A 20971-nucleotide genomic window follows, 5' to 3' on the forward strand; every position below is an offset into this window, starting at 1 on the left:
GCGTGTGCCAGGCTGTGCGGGTGGCCACCTACAAGCTGAACCGCTCACACCGGATCCTCGTCGGCGTCGTGCTGGCGGGCGCCGTGGTGATCGCCACCATCGGCTTCGCCGGCTCCTACGCGGCCGTCCGCGAGCTCGCCGAGGAGAAAGGATTCGGCGAGTTCGCGCCGTACTTCCCCATCGGCATCGACGCCGGGATCGTGGTGCTGCTGGCCCTCGACCTGCTGCTGACGTGGCTGCGCATCCCGTTCCCGCTGCTGCGCCAGACGGCGTGGCTGCTGACGGCCGCCACCATCGCGTTCAACGGCGCCTCCGCGTGGGGCGACCCGCTCGCGGTCAGCATGCACGGCATCATCCCCGTGCTGTTCGTGATCACCGTGGAGGCCGCCCGCCACGCCATCGGGCGCGTCGCGGACATCACCGCCGACAAGCACATGGAGGGCGTCCGACTCTGGCGCTGGATCCTCGCGCCGGTGCCGACGTTCCGGCTGTGGCGGCGGATGAAGCTGTGGGAGCTGCGCTCCTACGAGGAAGTCATCGGCATGGAGCGCGACCGCCTCGTCTACCAGGCCCACCTGCGCGCGGAGTACGGGCGCCGCTGGCGTCGCAAGGCCCCCATGGACGCGCGGATGCCGTTGAAGCTGGCGCGCTACGGCGTGCCCGTGGCCGAGGGCAGGAGCCTGGTCGGGCAGCAGCGGGAGCCGCTGCCCGCGGCGCCGGAAGCCAACCCGCTCTCCGCCCCCGCCGCCCCGGGCCCCGCCGCGGCCGTTGAGCCGCCCGCCCCCGCGCAGCCGGCGCCGCGGCCCGCGCCCGCGCCCGAGCCGCAGCCGCAGCCGCAGCCGCAGGTGACCGTTCCGCAGCAGCGCTCCCCCCAGGCGCGGTACGCCGAGCAGCCCCGGCCGGAGCGGGAGCCGGATGCGGAGCCGGTGCCACAGCCCGAGCCGCCACGCGTCACCGTCCCCGCGGGCCCCGGACGCCGCCGCGCGCTCGGACGCGCCCCCGCCAACGGCCACCTCCCGCAGCCCGAACCCGAACCCGAGCCCGAGCCGTTCCCCGCCGCCTTCGCGGACCCCGAGCCGCTGCCCCTCCCCGACCCGGACCCGGGGCCGGTTCCGGGCCCCGAGCCGCTCGGACTGCCGGACGACGTCTCCCACGCCGACGCGTACTTCGCCGCCTACCGCCAGTACGTCATGGAGCACGGCGGCTTCCCCAACGCCCGCCAGCTCGCCCGCTTCCTCAACGAGCGCTTCGGCGTCACCAGCTCCGACGGCTCGCTCCTGAACGAGCAGTACCTCAGGGAGTTCCTGCGCGGCTTCCGCGAACGCTACAACGCCGAGATGGGCCTCGCCGGCTGAGGCATCGCGGGCTGAGGCATCGCCGGCTGGGCACCCGCCACGGCGGCTACGGCAGCGTCAGCAGCCGCCGCACCCGCTGCTCACCCACCGCCAGCAGCAACGTCGGCAGCCGCGGCCCCGTCTCACGCCCGATCAGCAGCCGGTACAGCAGCGCGAAGAACCCGCGCTGCGCCACCTTCAGCTCCGGCGTCGGCTTCGCGTCGAGCGTGAGCCCGGCCCGCAGCTTCGGCACCCCGTACACCAGCGTCGTCAGCCCGTCGAGCGACCAGTGCTCCGCCAGGCCCTCCAGCAGCAGCCGCAGCGCCTCCCGGTCCTCCGCCCCGAGGGAGCCGAGCAGCTCGACGTCCGGCTCCTGCCGCACCCACGTGCGCTGCTCCGCCGGCACCTGCGTGGTCACCCAGTGCGCCGCCCGGTCCAGGCGCGGCCTGGCCTCGTCCAACGAGGCCACCGGCTCGGCCGGATCGACCTCCCGAAGAATCCGCAGCGTCTGCTCCTCGTCCCCCGTCGTGATGTCCACCACGGAGGCCAGCATGCGGAACGGCAGCGGGCGCGGCGTCGCCGGCAGCGGCCCGGCAGCGGTGGCGACCGCGCGCGCGTACGCCGCCGCGTCGGCCGGCTGGGCGGAGCCGTCGGCCACCTTCCTCGCCAGCGCGTCCCACTCGTCGTAGGTCCGCTGGATCTCGCCGTCGAACGCGATCTTGAACGACTGGTTCGGGCGGCGCCGCGCGTACAGCCAGCGCAGCAGCGGCGCCTCCATGATCTCCAGCGCGTCGGCGGCGATCGGCACGCCGCCACGGGAGCTGGACATCTTCGCCATCCCGCTGATGCCGACGAAGGCGTACATCGGGCCGATGGGCTGCTTGCCGCCGAAGATCTCGCTCACCAGCTGCCCGCCGACCACCCACGAGGAGCCCGGCGAGTGGTGGTCGACGCCCGAGGGCTCGAAGACCACGCCCTCGTAGGCCCAGCGCATCGGCCAGTCGACCTTCCACACGAGCTTGCCGTGCGTGTACTCCGACAGCTTCACGGTCTCGGCGTGCCCGCACGCGCAGACGTAGGACAGCTCGGTGGTGTCGTCGTCGTACGCGGTGACCGTGGTCAGGTCCCGGCCGCAGGCGGAGCAGTACGGCTTGTACGGGTAGTACTCGGTGCCCGCGCCCGCCGCGCTGCCGTCGTCCTCGCCGGCCGCGCCCGAGCCCTCCAGCGCGGCCCGCTCCGCCTCGTCCGCCTGCTGGCCCTGCTGGCTTTGCTGGCCTGGCTGGCCCTGCTTCGCCTTCGTGCGGTACCGGTCGAGCACGGTGTCGATGCGACGGCGTTCCCGCATCGCGAACAGGATCTGCTCCCGGTACGTCCCCGCGGTGTACCGCTCGGTCTGGCTGATCGCCCGCATCTCGACGCCCATCGCCTCCATCGCGGCGAGCAGCGGCGCCTTGAAGTGCTCGGCCCAGGAGCCGTACGGGCTGCCGGCCGGCGGCGGCACCGACGTCAGCGGCCGGCCGATGTGCTCCTCCCACGACGCGTCCACGCCGGCCACGCCCGCGGGCACGCGGCGGAAGCGGTCGTAGTCGTCCCAGGAGAGCAGGTGCACGCAGGGGACGCCGCGCCGCTTGACCTCGTCGGCGACGAGGTGCGGCACCATGACCTCGCGCAGGTTGCCCAGGTGGATCGGCCCCGAGGGGCTCAGGCCCGAGGCGCAGACGACGGGTTTCCCCGGAGCGCGGCGCTCCGCCTCGGCGATCACGTCGTCCGCGAGTCGGGAGACCCAGTCGGCGGTCTCCGGGGTGGTCTGGGCCACGGCCTCTCGCACTCCACTCTGGGTGTGGGGCTCCGGGGAACGGGCCACCGGAACCGGGCTTACGGGTGTACGAGGGCCCATTCTCCCACCGTGGAAACCACGCGAGGACCCTTCTCCCCCCGTGGGAGAATGCCGCCATGAGTCCCGTTCCCTCGCTTGCCGCCACCGTCCACCAGCGTCTCGCCGACGCCTTGGCCGTCGCCCGGCCGGAGGCCGCCGGCGCCGACCCCCTGCTGCGACCGAGCGACCGAGCCGACCTCCAGGCGAACGGGATGCTGGCCCTGGCCAAGCGGCTGAAGGGCAACCCCAGGGAGCTGGCCGCCGAGGTGGTCTCCGGCATCGAGGCGGGCGACCTGATCAAGGAGATCGAGGTCTCCGGCCCCGGCTTCCTGAACATCACGCTGACCGACCGGGCGATCCTCGCCACGCTCGCCGCCCGCGCGGACGACGAACGGCTCGGCGTGCCGACGGCCGAGACGCCCGGCACCGTCGTCATCGACTACTCGCAGCCGAACGTGGCCAAGGAGATGCACGTCGGCCACCTGCGGTCCACCGTGATCGGGGACGCGCTGGCGCGGATCCTCACCTTCCGCGGGGACACCGTCGTCCGGCGCAACCACGTGGGGGACTGGGGCACCCAGTTCGGGATGCTCGTGCAGTACCTCATCGAGCACCCGCACGAGCTCGACCACGAGGGCGGCGAGGCCGGCGAGGGCGGCAAGGCCGGGGAGGCCGCGATGTCCCGGCTCAACCGCCTCTACCGGGACTCCCGGACGCTGTTCGACTCCGACGAGGCGTTCAAGGAGCGGGCCAGGGGCCGGGTCGTCGAGCTCCAGGGCGGCGACGCCGAGACCCTCGCCCTCTGGCAGCGGATCGTCGACGAGTCCAAGATCTACTTCAACGCGGTCTACGACCGGCTCGACGTCCTCCTCACCGACGAGGACCTCGTCGGCGAGAGCGCGTACAACGACGACCTGACCCCGCTCTCGGAGGAGCTGGAGCGCTCGGGCGTCGCGGTGCGCTCGGCCGGCGCGCTCTGCGTCTTCTTCGACGACGTGCGCGGCGCGGACGGCGAGCGGGTGCCGCTGATCGTGCGGAAGGCCGACGGCAGCTTCGGGTACGCCGCCACCGACCTGGCCGCCATCCGGGACCGGATGGGCACGCTCGGCGCCGACAGCGTGCTGTACGTCGTGGACGCCCGGCAGGCGCTCCACTTCCGGATGGTGTTCGAGACCGCCCGCCGCGCCGGCTGGCTGCCGGAGGGCGTCGCCCACCACCTGCCGTTCGGCACCGTCCTCGGCACCGACGGGAAGCCGTTCAAGACCCGCTCCGGCGACGTCGTGCGGCTGATGGACCTGCTCGACGAGGCCGTGGCGCGGGCCGCGGAGGTGGTGCGCGAGAAGGACAGGGACGGGCGGCTGAGCGAGGCGGAGATCGCCGAGCGGGCCGAGCAGGTGGGCATCGGCGCGGTGAAGTACGCCGACCTGTCCACCTCCCGCGCCCGGGACTACGTCTTCGACCTCGACCGCATGGTCTCCCTCAGCGGCGACACCTCGGTGTACCTCCAGTACGCCTACGCCCGGATCCAGTCGATCCTGCGGCGGGCGCCGGAGGGCACGCGGGCGGCGGCCCACCCCGAGCTGCCGCTGGCGCCCGCGGAACGGGCGCTCGGGCTGCACCTCGACGCGTTCGCGGCCACGCTCGACGGCGTCGCGGAGACGTACGAGCCGCACAAGCTCGCCGCGTACCTGTACGCGCTGGCCACGCACTACTCCGCGTTCTACGAGACCTGCCCGGTGCTCGCCGCGGGCGACGAGGCCACGGTGGCCAACCGGCTCTTCCTGTGCGAGCTGACCGCGCGCACGCTGCGCCTGGGCATGTCGCTGCTGGGCATCCACACGCCCGACCGGCTCTGAGCCGGCCGGGGGCACCGGCGGCCGGACCGCCCCTGGTCAGGCCGTCGGTTCAGGCCGCCGGTCTCTCCACTGGTCGGGCCGCCGGTCAGGTGGCGCGGTGCACCTTGGTGTTGGACGCCTGCGCGCGGGGCCGGAGCACCAGCAGGTCCACGTTGACGTGCGGCGGCCGGGTGACGGCCCACCCCACGGTGTCGGCCACGTCCTCGGCCGTCAGCGGCTCGGCGACGCCCTCGTACACCTTCGCCGCCCGCTCCGCGTCGCCGCGGAAGCGGGTCAGGGAGAACTCCTCGGTCCGCACCATCCCGGGCGCGATCTCGATGACCCGGACCGGCTCGCCGACGATCTCCAGCCGGAGCGTCTCCGCGAGCACGTGCGCGCCGTGCTTGGCGGCGGCGTACCCGGCGCCGCCCTCGTAGGTGCCGAGGCCCGCGGTGGAGGAGAGCACGACGACCGTCCCGGCGCCCGAGGCCCGCAGCGCCGGCAGCAGGGCCTGCGTCAGGTGCAGCACGCCCAGCACGTTCACCTCGTACATGGCCCGCCAGTCGGCCGGGTCGGCCGAGGCGACGGGGTCGAGGCCGACGGCGCCGCCCGCGTTGTTCACCAGGACATCGCAGCGCTCGAGGTCGGCGGCGAAGGCGTCCACGGCGGCCCGGTCGGTGACGTCCAGCCGCTGGGCGACGGCGTCGCCTCCCGCGTCCGTCAGCTCCGCCGCGAGCGCGGCGACGCGCTCGAAGCGGCGGGCGGCCAGCACCACCCGGTATCCCTCCGCCGCCAGCCGCCGCGCGGTGGCGGCGCCGATCCCGCTGCTGGCCCCGGTCACCACGGCGACGGGCTTCGTGCTGGTGCTCATGCCGGCTCTCCTTGACGTTCCGTTCCCTGGCTTCGCCGCGCGTGCCGCGCCTGCCGCGCCGGTCACAGCCGCGCCGCGACCTCCGTGGCCCAGTAGGTGAGGACCATGTCCGCGCCGGCCCGCCTGAAGGCGGTCAGCGTCTCGTCGATGGCCCGCTCCCGGTCGATCCAGCCCTTCTCCGCCGCCGCCTCGACCATCGCGTACTCGCCGGAGATCTGGTACGCCGCCACCGGCACGGGCGAGGCGTCCGCGACCTGCCGCAGCACGTCGAGGTAGGGCAGGCCGGGCTTGACCATCACCATGTCGGCGCCCTCGGCGAGGTCGAGGGCCAGCTCCCGCAGCGCCTCCCGCCCGTTGGGCGGATCCTGCTGGTAGGCGCGGCGGTCGCCGGAGAGGGAGGAGTTCACGGCCTCGCGGAAGGGCCCGTAGAACGCCGAGGCGTACTTCGCGGTGTACGCCAGCAGCGCCACGTCCTGGTGGCCCGCGGCGTCCAGCGCCCGGCGCACGTGCCCGACCTGGCCGTCCATCATGCCGCTGGGCCCCAGCACGTGCGCGCCGGCCTCGGCCTGCGCCAGCGCCATCTCGGCGTACCGCCGGAGCGTGGCGTCGTTGTCCACGCGCCCCTCGGCGTCCAGGACGCCGCAGTGCCCGTGGTCGGTGACCTCGTCCAGGCACAGGTCGGACATCACGACGAGGCCGTCGCCGACCTCGGCCCGCACGTCCCGCAGGGCCCGCTGGAGGATGCCCTCGGGGTCGGTGCCCGGCGTGCCGACCGCGTCCTTCTTCGACTCCTCGGGCACGCCGAAGAGCATGATGCCCGCGACCCCGGCCTCGGCCGCCGCCACCGCCGCCTTCCGCAGCGAGTCGCGGGTGTGCTGCACGACGCCCGGCATGCTCGCGATCGGCTCCGGCTCGGCGATGCCCTCCCGCACGAAGGCGGGCAGCACCAGGTCGGACGGGTGGAGGTGGTGCTCGGCGACCATGCGACGCATGGCCGCGGTGGTGCGAAGCCGCCGGGGCCGCACGTCGGGGAAGCCGCCGGCGGGCCCGCCGGCCGGGCCGCCGGGGGTGCCGGCGGTGGTCGCGTCGTTCGGCCTGCTCACGCTGTCCGTGTCCTCCTGCGCTGCGCGCGCTTCTCGCTGGGGCGCTTCAACGGCTCGCCCGCCTCGATCGCCGCCGTCCTGCGCTGGCCGCCGAACTCCGCGAGCGCCTCCGCCAGCTTCCTCACCGACGGCTCGGGCGCGACGACGTCGACGCGCAGGCCGTGCTCCTCGGCCATCTTCGCCGTGGCCGGGCCGATACACGCCACCACCGTCACCGGGTGCGGCTTGCCGGCGATGCCGACCAGGTTCTTCACCGTGGACGAGGAGGTGAACAGCACGGCGTCGAAGCCGCCGCCCTTGATCGCCTCCCGCGTCTCGGCCGGCGGCGGCGCCGCGCGCACCGTGCGGTACGCGGTGACGTCGTCCACCTCCCAGCCGAGCTCGACGAGGCCGGCGACCAGCGTCTCGGTCGCGATGTCGGCGCGCGGCAGGAAGACGCGGTCGATCGGGTCGAAGACCGAGTCGTAGGGCGGCCAGTCCTCCAGCAGCCCGGCGGCGGACTGCTCGCCGCTGGGCACCAGGTCGGGCCGGACGCCGAAGGCCGTCAGCGCCCTGGCGGTCTGGTCGCCCACGGCCGCCACCTTGATGCCGGCGAAGGCGCGGGCGTCGAGCCCGTACTCCTCGAACTTCTCCCTGATCGCCTTCACCGCGTTGACCGAGGTGAACGCGATCCACTCGTACCGGCCGGTGACCAGGCCCTTCACGGCCCGGTCCATCTGCTGCGGGGTGCGCGGCGGCTCCACGGCGATCGTCGGGACCTCGCTGGGCACCGCGCCGTAGGACCGCAGCTGCTCGGAGAGCGAGGCGGCCTGCTCCTTGGTGCGCGGCACGAGGACCTTCCAGCCGAAGAGCGGCTTGGACTCGAACCACGCCAGCCGCTCCCGCTGCGGGTGCGCTCCGCGTTCGCCGACGACGGCTATCACCCGCCGGCCGCCCTCCGCCGACGGCAGCACCTTCGCGGACTTCAGGGTCCGCTCCACGGTGCCGAGCGTCGCGGTCCACGTCCGCTGGCGGGTGGTGGTGCCGGCGACCGTGACGGACAGGGGCGTGTCGGGCTTGCGGCCCGCGGCGATCAGCCGGCCGGCGGTGTGGGTGACCGCCTCCAGCGTGGTGGAGACGACGACGGTGCTGTCGGAGGCGCCCGCCTCCGACCAGCAGCGCTCGTCCGCGACGCTGGCCTCGACGAAACGGACGTCGCCGCCGTCGGGGTCGCGCAGCGGCACCCCCGCGTAGGCGGCCACGCCCAGGGCGGTGGCGATGCCGGGGACGACCTCGAACGTGATGCCCTCGGCGGCGAGGGCGAGCATGTCGGCGGTGGCGTCGGCGTCCATGCCGGGATCGCCGGCCACCGCTCGCACCACCCGCTTGCCGCGCCGCGCGGCCCGCATGACAAGATCTGCGGCATCGTCGTCGGTGAACTCGGGGGATGCGATGTCGGTGTCGTCGTCGCTGTGCGTGTCGCCTTCGGTGTCGGTGACGCCGTCGGCGTGGGCCACGCCGTCCCCGTCCACGGAACCCGCGGGACCCGTGGATCCCAGGGGACCCGAGGGCCCCGTGGCCGGGGACGGCCCCCGCGACACGGACCGCTGGAGCGGCGTGACGGTGCCGGGGCTGAGGTGCGTGCGCACCACCTCGTACGCGTCCTGGTCGGCGACCACCACCTCGGCTCTGCGCAGCGCCTCGACCGCGCGCAGCGTCAGCAGGCCCGGGTCTCCGGGACCCGCGCCGAGGAAGGTGACGTGACCGTGCTGGTCGGACGGGGTCGGCTGTGGGTGGTGTGGGTGGTCGACGGGCATGGCGCGCGTAGCGCGGGCGGGTACGGTGCGTGCGGTGGTGGGGCTCACTTGGTTCGCTCCCCCATGAGACCGGCCGCGCCCTTGGCGAGCATCTCCTCGGCGAGCTCGCGCCCGAGCCGTTCGGCTCGGACGGTCGCCTCGTCAGCTGATGCCGGCGCGCTTCCGGTGGTGGACAGCTGCACGAGCGTGGTGCCGTCGGTGGTGCCGACGACGCCGCGCAGGCGCATTTCGGTGACGTCCTGCTCGCCGTTCGGCTCGCCCTCCGGATGGTCGGCGAGCGCGCCGACGGGTGCGCTGCACCCGGCCTCCAAGGCGGCGAGCAGGGTTCGCTCGGCGGTCACGGCGGCCCGGGTGGGCGGGTCGTCGAGCGCGGCGAGCTGGGCGGCGAGGTCCGCGCGGGTCGCGGCGCACTCCACCGCCAGCGCCCCCTGGCCGGGGGCGGGCAGGATCAGGTCGGGCGGGAGAGCCTCGGTGATCTCTCCCTGGCGCCCGATGCGGGTGAGGCCGGCGACGGCGAGGACGACGCCGTCGAGTTCTCCGGAGCGGACGTATCCCAGGCGGGTGTCGACGTTGCCCCGGATCGGCACGGCGTCGATCTCGCAGCCGAGGGCGCGGGCCCAGGCGTTGAGCTGCGCCATGCGGCGCGGCGAGCCCGTGCCGACGCGGGCCGGGCCGCCTCCTCTCGCCGATCCGGCCACGACGAGCTGCTCGAACGCGAGCCCGTCGCGGGCGACGAGCGCGTCGCGCGGGTCGGCGCGGCGCGGCACGGCCGCGAGCGTCAGCTCGGCCGGCTGCCCGGTGGGCAGGTCCTTGAGGGAGTGCACGGCGAAGTCGATCTCGTCGCGCAGCAGGGCGTCACGCAGCGCGGAGACGAAGACGCCGGTGCCTCCGATGCTGGCCAGCGACTCGCGCGACACATCGCCGTAGGTGGTGATCTCGACCAGCTCGACGGGGCGGCCGGTCAGGCGCGTGACCTGCTCGGCGACGCCGCGTGACTGGGCCATGGCGAGCTGGCTGCGCCGGGTGCCCAGGCGCAGCGGGGCGCCTGCGGCGCCGGTGTGGGGGGCGTTCATGACCGCTCCTGTTCCATCGCGCCGGCTGGCTGCGGCTGGGGCGGCGCGTCGAGGGCGAACAGCTCGCGGAGCGCGGCGGCGTAGTCCGCGCCGCCCGGTTCTCCGGCGAGCTCCTTGACGCGCACGGTCGGCGCGTGCAGCAGCTTGTCGACCACCCGACGGACGGTGCGGGTGATCTCGGTGCGCTCCTTGTCGTCGAGGCCGGGCAGCCTGCCGTGGAGGCGGGCGAGCTCGCTGGCCACCACGTCGGCGGCCATCGAGCGCAGCGCCACCACGGTGGGGGCGATCTGCGCGGCCTGCTGGGCCGCCTCGAAGGCCGCGACCTCCTCGGCGACGATCCGCGTCACGGCGTCGACGTCGGCCGCCATCGGCGCGTCGACCGAGGCCTCGGCCAGCGACTCGATGTCGACCAGGCGGACGCCGTCGAGCCGGTGCACGCCGGCGTCCACGTCCCGTGGCATCGCGAGGTCCAGCACGGCGAGCGGGCGCACCTGCGCCGAGCCGGCCCGCGTCGTCGTCGACGCCGACGCGCCGTCCGCGCGGGCGCGCGTCCGCGCGAGGGCGGAACGTTCTGTCAGCGCTCCGGCCACGGCCTCGGCGGTCAGCACGAGCCCCGCGGCTCCCGTGCAGGAGACCACGACGTCGGCGAGCGCCAGCTCGGCGGCGATCGAGATCGCGTTGATCGGCACCGCGCGGGCCCGCGGCAGGCCGCCCTCGCGGCCCGCGTGCCGCCCGTCGAGGGAGACGGCGAGCCGCTCGGCACGCTCCAACGTCCGGTTGGCGATCACCAGTTCGGACACACCGGCCCGCGCGAGGACCGCCGCGGCCAGCGAGGACATCGAGCCGGCCCCGATCACCAGCGCGCGCTTGCCGGCGAGCCACCGCTCCACCTCGGGCGTGCCGGCCGGGTCCTGGCCGCCGTCGGCGAGCTGCGTCAGGCCGAAGGTCACCAGCGACTGTCCCGCACGGTCGATGCCGGTCTCGCTGTGGGCTCGCTTGCCGACCCGCAGCGTCTGCTGGAACAGCTCGTTCAGCAGCCGTCCCGCGGTCTGCTCGTCCTGCGCGAGGGCAAGCGCTTCCTTGATCTGACCGAGGATCTGTCCCTCGCCGACCACCATCGAGTCCAGCCCACACCCCACCGTGAAGAGGTGGTGCACGGCGCGGTCGTCGTAGTGCACGTACAGGTGCGGCGAGAGCTCCTCGCGGCTCACGCCGCCGTGCCGCGACAGCAACGCGGACAGCTCGGCGAGACCGGCGTGGAAGCCGGTCACGTCGGCGTAGAGCTCGATGCGGTTGCACGTGGACAGGACGGCCGCCGACTGGATCGGCTCGCGGCCGACCATGTCCCGCAGGAGCGCCACCCGGGCCTCGGGGGCGAGGGCGACACGCTCCAGCAGGCTGACGGGGGCACTGCGGTGGCTGACGCCTACGACCAGCAGGGTCATGCGGGCATCACCGCCGGGACCTCCCCTTCCGGCCCCTCGTCCCGGCTCCTGCCCCCGCCGCCGGCGCGGGTGCCGGCTCGGGCACCGGGCCTGCGGGCGGCGCGCCGGGCGACCGCCGTGGCCGGAGGCTCGACCGGCGGCGCGACGTCCTCGGGCGCCTCCACGCCACCGGCGCTCCCCGCGGGAAGGTGCCCGCCCTCCTGGGCGAGGTTCTCCGCGGCCTTGCGCTGCTCGTGGAAGGCGAGGATCTGGAGCTCGATCGACAGGTCGACCTTGCGCACGTCCACTCCCTCGGGAACGGACAGCACGGTGGGCGCGAAGTTCAGGATCGAGGTGATCCCCGCGGCCACGAGCCGGTCGCAGACCTGCTGCGCGGCGCCGCCCGGCGTCGTGATGACGCCGATGGAGACCCCACCCGCCTCGATGATGGCCTCCAGGTCGTCGACGTGCTGCACGGGAATGCCCGCCACCTGCTTGCCGGTCATCGTCGGGTCGGCGTCGATCAACGCCGCCACGCGGAAGCCGCGCGAGGCGAAGCCGCCGTAGTTGGCGAGGGCGGCACCGAGGTTACCGATGCCGACGATGACCACGGGCCAGTCCTGGGTGAGACCGAGCTCACGGGAGATCTGGTACACGAGGTACTCGACGTCGTATCCCACGCCGCGCGTGCCGTAGCTGCCCAGGTAGGAGAAGTCCTTCCGCAGCTTCGCGGAGTTCACGCCGGCGGCGCTGGCGAGCTCCTCCGAGGAGACCGTGGGCACCGAGCGCTCCGAGAGCGCCGTGAGGGCCCGCAGGTACAACGGAAGCCGGGCGACGGTCGCCTCGGGGATTCCTCGGCTGCGGGTCGCCGGTCGGTGGTTTCGGCCAGTTGCCACGGTGCTCCTGCCGGTCGGGCCATACGGAGAGCGGCCACGGATCACGTGCGCCGCGCTCGACGCCGCGCATGCGCCGGGACCACTCCGTCGCGCCCAGGCTATGTCTTTGTGAACGCGTGCACAAAGATGCTGTCCGCTTTGTCCGTCCAAAGTGACCGGTGCCACAAAAGTCAACGAGGACACCCGGTCACACTCCTCACCTATATAGCCGTCCGGAAAACCGCGGAGAAAACGACCTCGAATGCTAATCGAAACCCGGCTCAGGCTCCCAGCGCCCGACGCAGCCGGGCCGGGTCCACCCGCCAGAAGTCGTGCTGCTCGCCGTCCACCAACACCACGGGGATCTGCTCCCAGTACCGCCGGTGGAGCTCGGCGTCGACCGTGATGTCCCTCTCCTCCCACGCGACGCCGACTTCGTCACAGACCGCGGCGACCACGGCGCGCGCGTCGTCGCACAGGTGACATCCGGGCTTGCCGATCAGCGTCACCAGCCGCCCCGCACGGCCCGCACCCGGGCCCGCCTCGTCGACGGCGGCGGCCTCGACGCGGGTCACGCCCGCGGAGGCGTCGGCGGCGGCCGCGTCGTCGGAACGGGAGGGGGAGCGACGGAAGGCGCGCAGCGGCGGTGTCATGGCGCCCATTGTGCCGCGCACGGCAACCGTGACGACATTCCCGCGCAACCGGGGTCCGGGACGCGGCTGGCTATGCTCGCTGTCATGGCCCGAGCCCGCGCCCACGCCCGCGACCGGAACACCGACCGCCACGTCCTCGCCGGCACGGCCTCCGCCGAGGCGGCGCTGCGGACGGCGTCCGGCGAGCCGGAGTTCCCCGCCCCCGGCGAGCCGCGCGCGGCGGCCTTCTTCGACCTGGACAACACCGTGATGCAGGGCGCCACCCTCTTCCACTTCGGCCGCGGGCTGTACAAGCGGAAGTTCTTCCGCAAGCGCGAGTTGCTGAGGTTCGCCTGGCAGCAGGCGTACTTCCGGCTCGCCGGCGCGGAGAACGCGGGCCACATGCGGGACGCCCAGGACAGCGCGCTCTCCATCGTCCGGGGCCACCGCGTCTCCGAGCTGACGGCGATCGGCGAGGAGATCTACGACGAGTACCTGGCTGGCCGAATCTGGTCGGGGACCCGCGCCCTGGCCCAGGCACACCTTGACGCCGGCCAACGCGTCTGGCTCGTGACCGCCGCGCCGGTCGAGACCGCCGCCATCATCGCCAGGCGGCTCGGCCTGACCGGTGCGCTCGGCACCGTGGCGGAGTCCGTCGGCGGCGTGTACACCGGACGGCTGGTCGGCGAGATCCTGCACGGCGAGGCCAAGGCGGTGGCCGTGCGCGCGCTGGCGGAGTCCGAGGACCTCGACCTCGCGCGCTGCGCGGCCTACAGCGACTCGGCCAACGACATCCCGATGCTGTCCCTGGTGGGATTCCCCTACGCGATCAATCCGGACCGGAAGCTGCGCACCCACGCCCGCGCGATGGGCTGGCGGCTGCGCGACTACCGCACCGGCAGGAAGGCCGTGCGCGTCGGCGTGCCCGCGGCGGCGGGCGCCGGGGCCGTGGTGGGCGGGGCGGCGGCCGCGTTCGCCCTGCAACGCCGCCGGCGCTAGGCCCGGTCCGATGGGTCCTCGTGGGTCAGCCCGCGGCGTCAGACGCGGCCCGTCGCACGGCGGAGGGTCGTCCTCGCACCGCGAAGCCGTGGCGGCACCTCCCACGCGGGGCAGCGGCGTGGAGGAGTACGTGGGCGGTCCCGACAACGCGGCGAACGGTCGTAGCCGGTGTCGCGGGCCCGCGACGATCCACCGGACAGGGCCTGGGCGTTTCTCCGTAGCGCCTCGCCGCGTCTCCCCCGGCGAGGGGACGGACGGCTCCAAGCCATTCAAGTCCCTTACCCCGAACCGCGGGTGGCCAGACCCGCGACCTCGCCGACTCCTTCCGATGATCGACGTATCGGTCAGGTTCTAACTGGCCTTGAGCAAATCCGATCATTCGGCGATCACTTTGACCGTGGCGTAGCCGTGGCGTAGCGACCACAACCTGTAACAGATCAAACCGATTCGGCGATTTTCGCAACTAGGCGTAGTACCGTCTGTACGAAGCGTTATTCTCCTCAGACGCGATTCAGACGCGTTTCCGGTCCCCCACGCGTCGCCAGCCAGGTGACGGGTGACGGACCCGCCACTGCACGTGTTGGAAGCTCTGCCTCTGGGAGTCCCGTGTACCCACACGTCGGGGTTGACGCCTCAGGCCTGGCTACGCTGCGCACCACGGTCGTCGACCGGATGCGCGCCCTCGTCCCCACCGCGTACGCCACCCCCACCCTCGCCGCACCCGTCCCGCCTGTCCCACCCGCCCCCACGGGCCCTGCCCTCTCCCTCACCGGCGGCGCGATCACCCCCCGCGCCGCCCACCGCGCGGCCGCCTCGGCCCCCTCCTCCGCCCCCGCCACACGGCGTCCGGGTGCCCCCACGAGCAGCGAGAGCCGTCGGATGATGGACCTCGTCGAGCGGGCCCAGGGCGGAGAGGCGGAGGCCTTCGGGCGCCTCTACGACCACTACGCCGACACGGTCTACCGCTTCATCTACTACCGCGTGGGGGGCCGGGCCACCGCGGAGGACCTCACCAGCGAGACCTTCCTGCGCGCCCTGCGCCGCATCGGCACCTTCACCTGGCAGGGCCGCGACTTCGGCGCCTGGCTGGTCACCATCGCCCGGAACCTGGTCGCCGACCACTTCAAGTCCAGCCGCACGAGGCTGGAGGTCACCACCGGGGAGATGCTCGACGCCAACGAGGTGGAGCGCAGCCCCGAGGACTCCGTCCTCGAGTCGCTGGCCAACTCGGCCCTCCTGGAGGCCGTCCGCAAGCTCAACCCCCAGCAGCAGGAGTGCGTGACGCTCCGCTTCCTCCAGGGCCTGTCGGTCGCCGAGACCGCACGCGTCATGGGAAAGAACGAGGGCGCCATCAAGACCCTCCAGTACCGGGCGGTCCGCACGCTCGCACGGCTCCTGCCCGACGACGCCCGCTGAGGCCCACCCGCCCCGACCATCCCCCTCGACCCCCACACCCCCACCCGACCTCGACCCGCACGAGCCGAGCAGCCGGCTGCCAGCAGCCGGCCATGCGGCCTGCCCCGGCGCGGACACACCGTGACGCCACTTGGGCAAACGGTCACATTATCAGTCAGCCGTAACCCGTGTGCCCGTCCACTCGTTGTCGAGATCGCAGGCTCCCCCACAGCCAGGCGTTCGCCGCCCGAACCCGATCAGAGAATCACTCGTTCGGGTGAGTCTGGTGGCCACGTGCAACCGCCGGCCGGAGAACGGGAGTCGATCGTGCTGACGAGAGGAGGTGCCGCCCGTGATCGGATCCGTAGCGGCCACCCGCCGGGCCCACGCCTTCGCCCAGCTTCTCGACGCGTCGCCGCTCGGCGAGGAGGCGGCGACGACAGCGGAGGTGGACCAGGCCCTGACCGATCTCGCGAACGTCGCCGACGCGCCCACCCGGGCCGCCCTGGCGGTCGTGCGTGAGCTGACCACCCTGCCCAGGCCGTCGCTGAACGCCGCGACACGGACGGCACAGCGCGCCCAGCTGGTCGCGGCCGTGACGTCCGCTGCCGCCCCGTCGTCCCCCGCCCCGGCCCCGTCCCCGTCCCAGGAGCCGCAGGCGCTCCAGGAGCCCGCCCAGACGCCCGCTGAGGCGTCTCCCGAGGCCACCACCGCGCCCACCGTCCCCGAGCCGCTGCCGGAGCAGCGTCGCCGCCGGCTCCGCGCCGTCGGAGGCGGCCACCGGTCCCGCCCCACCGCTCCGCACGAGCCCGCCGCCGGCCCCGCGCCGGGCGGGGGCGGCAGGCCGGGCGAGCCGAGCGAGAGCACCGGCCTCGTCGCCCGGCTCCGGCCCAGGACCAGGCTGTCCAAGGGCCTCGCGGCGAGCGGCCTCACCATGGGTGTGGCCGCCGGCGCCCTCGGCGGCGCCGCGGCCGCCAGCACCGACGCGCTCCCCGGTGACACGCTCTACGGGCTCAAGCGCGGCATGGAGGACCTGCGGCTGGACTTCGCCAGGGGCGACGTCGACCGCGGCCGGCTGTACCTCGACCACGCCGCCACCCGCCTGAACGAAGCCCGTCGCCTGATGGAGCGCGGCCGCACCGGCCAGCTCGACGAGGAGGAGCTGGCCGAGGTCCGCCGGGCCCTCTCCAGCATGCGGGACGACGCCTCCACGGGACACCGCCTGCTGACCCAGGCATACGAGGCGGAAGGCTCGGTCGATCCCCTGCGTTCCCTCTCCTCCTTCGCCCAGGACCACCGGGACACCTGGCGGAGCCTGCGCGACCGCCTCCCCCTCGAGCTGCACGACATCAGCTCCGAGGTGACGGGCGTCTTCGAAGCCATAGAGGAGGGCATCGGGCCGCTCGCCGCGTTGCTGCCCCTCGAGCCCGACGACGCCACGGCGTCCGCCGGCCGGCAGCCCCAGGCCGGCGCCTCGGGGAGCGCGGACCTCACCGACGGCTCCGCCGGCCCGACCAGCAGCCACCCCACCGCCTCGGCGTCGGCCTCCCCGTCTCCCGGGCCCGGCACCGCGAACGGCTCCGCCTCGCACGAGGAGGGGCGCAGCAGCGCCGAGTCGTCACCGTGGGCCCAGGGCCTCCTCGGCAGCGCCGGCCTGCTCGGCGGCTCGTCGTCCGACGGCACCTCGGAGAGCCCCACCGCCTCCGACGAGCCGGAGGACGAGGCCTCACCCGAACGGCAGGTGACGATCCCCCCGTTGGTCGAGGAGCTCCTCCCCGACCTCGGCCTCGACGGCTGAGCCGCACGGCGACACCCGCCGGAACGGGCGGCGGGGCCGGCCCTCCGTCGGGCAGCGTGGCCCCACCGACCGTCCCCGTGTGACGACCGCCTCTGGACGTTTAGAAGAACACCGAACGCCGGCCGACCAGCAGCTCGTAGAGCGTGTGCTGGATCGTCTCGCGGACCTGGTCGGTCAGCTGGAACATCACCATCGGGTCGTCCGCCGCCTCCGGCGGCCACTCCCCGGTGTCGATCGGCTCGCCGAACTGGATGGTCCACTTCGTCGGCAGCGGGATCGCGCCCAGCGGCCCGAGCCAGGGGAACGTCGGGGTCAGCGGGAAGTACGGCAGTCCCAGCATCCGCGCCAGCATGCGGGCGTTGCCGAGGATCGGGTATATCTCCTCGGCGCCGACGATCGAGCACGGCACGATCGGCACCCGCGCCCGCAGCGCCGTCGCCACGAAGCCACCGCGCCCGAAGCGCTGAAGCTTGTACCGCTCCGCGAAGGGCTTGCCTATCCCCTTGAAGCCCTCCGGCATGACCCCCACCAGCTCGCCGCGGTCCAGCAGCTCCGCCGCGTCCTCGGCACAGGCCAGCGTGTGCCCGGCCTTGCGGGCGAGCTCGTTGACGATCGGCAGCTGGAACACCAGGTCGGCCGCGAGCAGCCGCAGGTTCCTGTCGGCCGGGTGCCGGTCACGGATCGCCGTCTGGAGCATCAGGCCGTCCCACGGCAGCGTGCCGGAGTGGTTGGCCACGATGAGCGCGCCACCGGACGCGGGGACGTGCTCCACACCCCGCACCTCCACCCGGAAGTACCGCTCGAAGACGGGCCGCAACAGCGTCAGCAGCAGCTCGTCCGTCAGGTGCGCGTCGTACCCGAAGTCGTCCACCTCGTAGTCGCCCGTCAGGCGACGCCGCAGGAAGGCCACACCCCGCGCCAGGGCCTGCTCCAGCCCGCCCGAGCCGCCCGTGCCGGACGCGCCCGGCGTCTCCGCCGCGCTCTCCTGCCCGCCGTCCCGTTCGGAGCGCTCTCCACGCTGCCCCGGCACCTCGGCCTCACGGGAACGCCGCCCCCTGGGCCCCCGCCTTCCGGGATCACCCAGCGGGATGACCTTCGCGTCACCCACCTCGCAACGCCTCCTCAAGCCGCCGCGCGGCACCCGCCAGGGCCGACGGCGGCAGCAGACCGGGCCCGTGGGCCGCGGCGAAGTCCGCGAAGGCCTCGGCCGTCGTGTACTCCAACGGACGGCCCAGGGCCTCACGGAGCCGGTCCGTGCGCACCACGCGCCCGTGGACGAGCGAGCGCACCTGCTCGGCGGAGAACGCGCCCACGCCCAACGCCCGCAGCCCCGCCCCCAGCCAGCCGGCCAGCGGCGACGCCACCGGCACCGTCGGCCGCCCCAGGCGACGCGCGGCCTGCGAGAGCACCATCACCCCGTCTCCCGCGACGTTGAACGTGCCGGCCGTCAGCGCGTCGGCCCGGTCGGGCGCGGCGACAGCCCTGCCCACCACCTCCACCACGTCGTCCTCGTGGACGAACTGGAGGCGCGGGTCGTAGCCGAGGACCGTGGGCAGCACCGGCATCCGCAGGTACGCGGCGAACGCCGAGTCCCCCAGGGGACCGAGGATGTGGGCGAACCGCAGCACCGTGACCGCCACGTCCGGGCGTCGACGTGCGAAGCTCCGCACGTAGCCCTCGATCTCGGCGACGTCACGGGCGAAGCCGGCGGCCGTCGCCGGCGCCGCCGGAGGGGCGCTCTCGCTGAAGACGGCCGGGTCACGGGCATCGCCGCCGTAGATCCGCGTGCTGGACCTGACGATGACCCGGTTCAGGCCGGGAATCCGCTGGCACGCTCCGACCAACTGGAGCGTGCCGAGAACGTTCGCCTCCCGGAGACCGCTCCGCGCGCCCCCGCCGGCCGAGCCCGACGCGGGCCCGTCGTGGACGTCCAGGTGCACCACCGTGTCCACGGCGTGCTCCGCGAGCACCGCGGCGATCTCCGGCCGGCGGATGTCCGCGCGAATGACGGTGACGTCACCCAGCGGTCCTGGCAGCGGCCGGGAGTCCACGGCGAGGACCCGGTCGACCTCCGGATCCTGCCGGAGGCGCCGGGCGACCCGCCCACCGAGCTGGCGGGCGGCACCGGTGACGAGAACGGTCCTGCCCACGGGACTTGGGGACTCCTCCGCCTGCGCACGACGTGCGATGCGTCGGCCCTCCCGCCGTGGTGCGGACGGGAGGGCCGCTCAGCGCCGCTCGCTCACTTCTTGTTGCGACGCTGGACGCGCGTACGCTTCAGCAGCTTGCGGTGCTTCTTCTTCGCCATCCGCTTGCGCCGCTTCTTGATGACAGAGCCCACGACTACCCTCGCTCACTTCGTTCACTCGGTGCGGGGCGTCCGAGCCCACACGACCTACATGCGGGTCAGCCTACCGGTCACCCAGTGGAACGGGTTAATCGAGGTACGTCCTGTGCCCAGGCACCAGGCAGCCGTACACGGACCGGAGTCGCGCCTACGCGCTCTCCGCCCCCACGAACGAGTCCTGGAGGTACTCGTGGACGGCCTGCTCCGGTACGCGGAAGGACCTCCCGACCCGGATCGCCGGCAGATGACCTGCGTGCACCAGGCGGTACACGGTCATCTTCGACACTCGCATCACCGCGGCGACCTCCGCCACGGTCAGGAACTTGGCTTCACTCAGAAGCCTTTCAGCAGCCATGTCACACCTGACCTTCCGCACATGTCGGACACCGGCTTCCCCTCCGGTGACTCCCTCTCGCATGTGCGCTCCTCCCCAGATTAGGGGCGGGTGATGCGAGTGGGGAAGAGGTGCTCCAACCGGTCTTTTACTACAACCGGCCATTTACCGTGACAGATAAGTCCCTTTGAGCACAAAGGGAGCACCGTCCTCATGCGCACGCCGTAGCGCCGGAGGCGCACCGCGTGGACAGGCGTCGACGAGACGCATCCCTACGTAAATCCTGCCCTCCAACAGCCCGGCGAACACCGCAGGATCAGACGTACCTATGTGCCACACAGCTCAGCAGCCGCCCGACCTGCGCCCCTACGCCATCAGCGGACGGCCGGGCGGACGGCGGCCCTCATCGTCGCGCCACCTGTCACATCCTCACCACACGCGTCAGTGGCGGATCATGAGCGGCCGTTACCGCCCAGGTCGACACGAACGAGGCGTTCACGAGGACCCGTCCGAAGCTGTCCGGTTCTCGTGCCTGGAGTCCAGGGGTGCGTAGAGGAATCGGGTCGTTATGTCGATTCGTCGTCACTACAGTGTGCTGAGACCTGCGCAGCCGTCGGTGGCGGCATGAGTGGACGCAAGCACTAGTCACGGCGAGCAGGCCTCCTTCACGACCATCGAGAGGCGGGGCCGGACAACGGCTCTGGAGAGGCGCGAACGGGCACGGGGTCACGTCGCCACCGGGATCGTATCCCTCCGCCCCGCCGGCCGGAGGCCCGTGCGGAACGGGGCCGCGCTCCTCCGTCGACGAGCGCCTGGCGCCAGAGCATGTGAGGAGTCGAGACGGCCACGGCGTACGACACCACCATGAGCGCGGAGGACCACCGCGCCCCTGACGGCCCACGGCGACGTCTCGGTGCACCGACACGTCCACGCAGAGCGGACCGCACACACACGTAGGGCCTGTCGGGATTTCTCCCAACAGGCCCTACGTCTATAAAAGTTGTTCGGCGGTGTCCTACTCTCCCACACGGTCCCCCATGCAGTACCATCGGCGCAGGGAGGCTTAGCTTCCGGGTTCGGAAAGATAACCGGGCGTTTCCCTCCCGCCATGACCACCGAAACACAAAAGTGTCACCGGCCTTGCGGAAATGTTCATAGTGGACGCGAGCATCTGCGGACAAGCCCTCGGCCTATTAGTACCAGTCAACTCCACCCCTCACAGGGCTTCCATCCCTGGCCTATCAACCCGGTCGTCTACCGGGAGCCTTACCCCCTCAAA

Annotated in this window: 17 protein-coding genes and 2 rRNA genes; 5 read left to right on the forward strand and 14 right to left on the reverse strand. The window is 73.3% G+C overall.

What is annotated here, in order from left to right; genetic code table 11:
- Nucleotides 1-20 precede the first annotated feature (20 nt).
- Nucleotides 21-1355, forward strand: coding sequence for a DUF2637 domain-containing protein (locus tag ACTWP5_RS04190; RefSeq protein ID WP_443219309.1), 1335 nt, complete (start codon nucleotides 21-23; stop codon nucleotides 1353-1355).
- 46 nt (nucleotides 1356-1401) lie between these two features.
- Here ACTWP5_RS04190 and lysS read toward each other — a convergent pair whose 3' ends face one another.
- On the reverse strand, nucleotides 1402-3150 hold the full coding sequence (lysS, locus tag ACTWP5_RS04195) for a lysine--tRNA ligase (protein WP_443219310.1): 1749 nt from the start codon (nucleotides 3148-3150) through the stop codon (nucleotides 1402-1404).
- A 137-nt stretch (nucleotides 3151-3287) separates the two neighbouring features.
- Here lysS and argS point away from each other — a divergent pair, with 137 nt between their 5' ends.
- Nucleotides 3288-5066 (forward strand): arginine--tRNA ligase, encoded by a 1779-nt coding sequence (gene argS / locus ACTWP5_RS04200; protein WP_443219311.1) that lies wholly within the window; start codon nucleotides 3288-3290, stop codon nucleotides 5064-5066.
- Between the two features lie 85 nt (nucleotides 5067-5151).
- Here the strand turns inward: argS and ACTWP5_RS04205 are convergent, their stop codons facing one another.
- The 7 genes from ACTWP5_RS04205 to ACTWP5_RS04235 form a co-directional block, all read right to left on the reverse strand.
- On the reverse strand, nucleotides 5152-5916 hold the full coding sequence (locus tag ACTWP5_RS04205; protein ID WP_443219312.1) for an SDR family NAD(P)-dependent oxidoreductase: 765 nt from the start codon (nucleotides 5914-5916) through the stop codon (nucleotides 5152-5154).
- A gap of 62 nt (nucleotides 5917-5978) precedes the next feature.
- A complete protein-coding gene (hemB, locus tag ACTWP5_RS04210; RefSeq protein ID WP_443219348.1) occupies nucleotides 5979-6941 on the reverse strand; it encodes a porphobilinogen synthase in 963 nt (320 codons plus the stop codon).
- Between the two features lie 74 nt (nucleotides 6942-7015).
- Complete coding sequence (locus tag ACTWP5_RS04215) at nucleotides 7016-8815, reverse strand: uroporphyrinogen-III synthase (RefSeq protein ID WP_443219349.1); 1800 nt, start codon at nucleotides 8813-8815, stop codon at nucleotides 7016-7018.
- A gap of 44 nt (nucleotides 8816-8859) precedes the next feature.
- Nucleotides 8860-9888 (reverse strand): hydroxymethylbilane synthase, encoded by a 1029-nt coding sequence (hemC, locus tag ACTWP5_RS04220; RefSeq protein ID WP_443219313.1) that lies wholly within the window; start codon nucleotides 9886-9888, stop codon nucleotides 8860-8862.
- Nucleotides 9885-11333 (reverse strand): glutamyl-tRNA reductase, encoded by a 1449-nt coding sequence (locus ACTWP5_RS04225; protein WP_443219314.1) that lies wholly within the window; start codon nucleotides 11331-11333, stop codon nucleotides 9885-9887. The genes hemC and ACTWP5_RS04225 overlap by 4 nt, the downstream gene beginning before the upstream one ends.
- Nucleotides 11330-12208 carry a redox-sensing transcriptional repressor Rex gene (locus ACTWP5_RS04230; RefSeq protein ID WP_443219315.1) on the reverse strand — a complete coding sequence of 293 codons (879 nt, stop codon included), beginning with the start codon at nucleotides 12206-12208 and terminating at the stop codon, nucleotides 11330-11332. The genes ACTWP5_RS04225 and ACTWP5_RS04230 overlap by 4 nt, the downstream gene beginning before the upstream one ends.
- Before the next feature lie 260 nt (nucleotides 12209-12468).
- Nucleotides 12469-12762, reverse strand: a complete 294-nt coding sequence (locus ACTWP5_RS04235) for a glutaredoxin family protein (RefSeq protein WP_443219350.1) — start codon at nucleotides 12760-12762, stop codon at nucleotides 12469-12471.
- Nucleotides 12763-12912: 150 nt separating this feature from the next.
- Between ACTWP5_RS04235 and ACTWP5_RS04240 the strand changes: the two genes are divergently transcribed.
- From ACTWP5_RS04240 to ACTWP5_RS04250, 3 genes are all read left to right on the forward strand, one after another.
- Nucleotides 12913-13818, forward strand: coding sequence for an HAD family hydrolase (locus ACTWP5_RS04240; protein ID WP_443219316.1), 906 nt, complete (start codon nucleotides 12913-12915; stop codon nucleotides 13816-13818).
- Nucleotides 13819-14424: 606 nt separating this feature from the next.
- Nucleotides 14425-15234 carry an ECF subfamily RNA polymerase sigma factor, BldN family gene (locus tag ACTWP5_RS04245; protein WP_443219317.1) on the forward strand — a complete coding sequence of 270 codons (810 nt, stop codon included), beginning with the start codon at nucleotides 14425-14427 and terminating at the stop codon, nucleotides 15232-15234.
- Between the two features lie 331 nt (nucleotides 15235-15565).
- Nucleotides 15566-17011: a DUF5667 domain-containing protein gene (locus tag ACTWP5_RS04250; RefSeq protein WP_443219318.1), complete on the forward strand. Its 1446-nt coding sequence runs from the start codon at nucleotides 15566-15568 to the stop codon at nucleotides 17009-17011.
- A 100-nt stretch (nucleotides 17012-17111) separates the two neighbouring features.
- Here the strand turns inward: ACTWP5_RS04250 and ACTWP5_RS04255 are convergent, their stop codons facing one another.
- The 6 genes from ACTWP5_RS04255 to ACTWP5_RS04280 form a co-directional block, all read right to left on the reverse strand.
- Nucleotides 17112-18119 (reverse strand): lysophospholipid acyltransferase family protein, encoded by a 1008-nt coding sequence (locus ACTWP5_RS04255; protein WP_443219319.1) that lies wholly within the window; start codon nucleotides 18117-18119, stop codon nucleotides 17112-17114.
- On the reverse strand, nucleotides 18112-19161 hold the full coding sequence (locus ACTWP5_RS04260; protein WP_443219320.1) for an NAD-dependent epimerase/dehydratase family protein: 1050 nt from the start codon (nucleotides 19159-19161) through the stop codon (nucleotides 18112-18114). The genes ACTWP5_RS04255 and ACTWP5_RS04260 overlap by 8 nt, the downstream gene beginning before the upstream one ends.
- A gap of 92 nt (nucleotides 19162-19253) precedes the next feature.
- Nucleotides 19254-19352, reverse strand: a complete 99-nt coding sequence (locus ACTWP5_RS04265; RefSeq protein ID WP_003948845.1) for a 30S ribosomal protein bS22 — start codon at nucleotides 19350-19352, stop codon at nucleotides 19254-19256.
- Between the two features lie 154 nt (nucleotides 19353-19506).
- Complete coding sequence (locus tag ACTWP5_RS04270; protein WP_443219321.1) at nucleotides 19507-19713, reverse strand: helix-turn-helix domain-containing protein; 207 nt, start codon at nucleotides 19711-19713, stop codon at nucleotides 19507-19509.
- Nucleotides 19714-20694: 981 nt separating this feature from the next.
- A 5S ribosomal RNA gene (gene rrf, locus ACTWP5_RS04275) occupies nucleotides 20695-20812 on the reverse strand.
- Nucleotides 20813-20865: 53 nt separating this feature from the next.
- A 23S ribosomal RNA gene (locus ACTWP5_RS04280) occupies nucleotides 20866-20971 on the reverse strand; the annotation flags it as partial.

It is taken from the genome of Streptomyces sp. 4N509B (assembly GCF_052245655.1).
Taxonomy (GTDB): Bacteria; Actinomycetota; Actinomycetes; order Streptomycetales; family Streptomycetaceae; genus Streptomyces.

Coding starts and splice junctions, on each gene's coding strand:
- ACTWP5_RS04205 (WP_443219312.1), bottom strand. CDS start 5,916: ATGAGCACCAGCACGAAGCCCGTCGCCGTGGTGACCGGGGCCAGCAGC.
- hemC (WP_443219313.1), bottom strand. CDS start 9,888: ATGAACGCCCCCCACACCGGCGCCGCAGGCGCCCCGCTGCGCCTGGGC.
- ACTWP5_RS04270 (WP_443219321.1), bottom strand. CDS start 19,713: ATGGCTGCTGAAAGGCTTCTGAGTGAAGCCAAGTTCCTGACCGTGGCG.
- ACTWP5_RS04240 (WP_443219316.1), top strand. CDS start 12,913: ATGCTCGCTGTCATGGCCCGAGCCCGCGCCCACGCCCGCGACCGGAAC.
- argS (WP_443219311.1), top strand. CDS start 3,288: ATGAGTCCCGTTCCCTCGCTTGCCGCCACCGTCCACCAGCGTCTCGCC.
- ACTWP5_RS04215 (WP_443219349.1), bottom strand. CDS start 8,815: ATGCCCGTCGACCACCCACACCACCCACAGCCGACCCCGTCCGACCAG.
- ACTWP5_RS04225 (WP_443219314.1), bottom strand. CDS start 11,333: ATGACCCTGCTGGTCGTAGGCGTCAGCCACCGCAGTGCCCCCGTCAGC.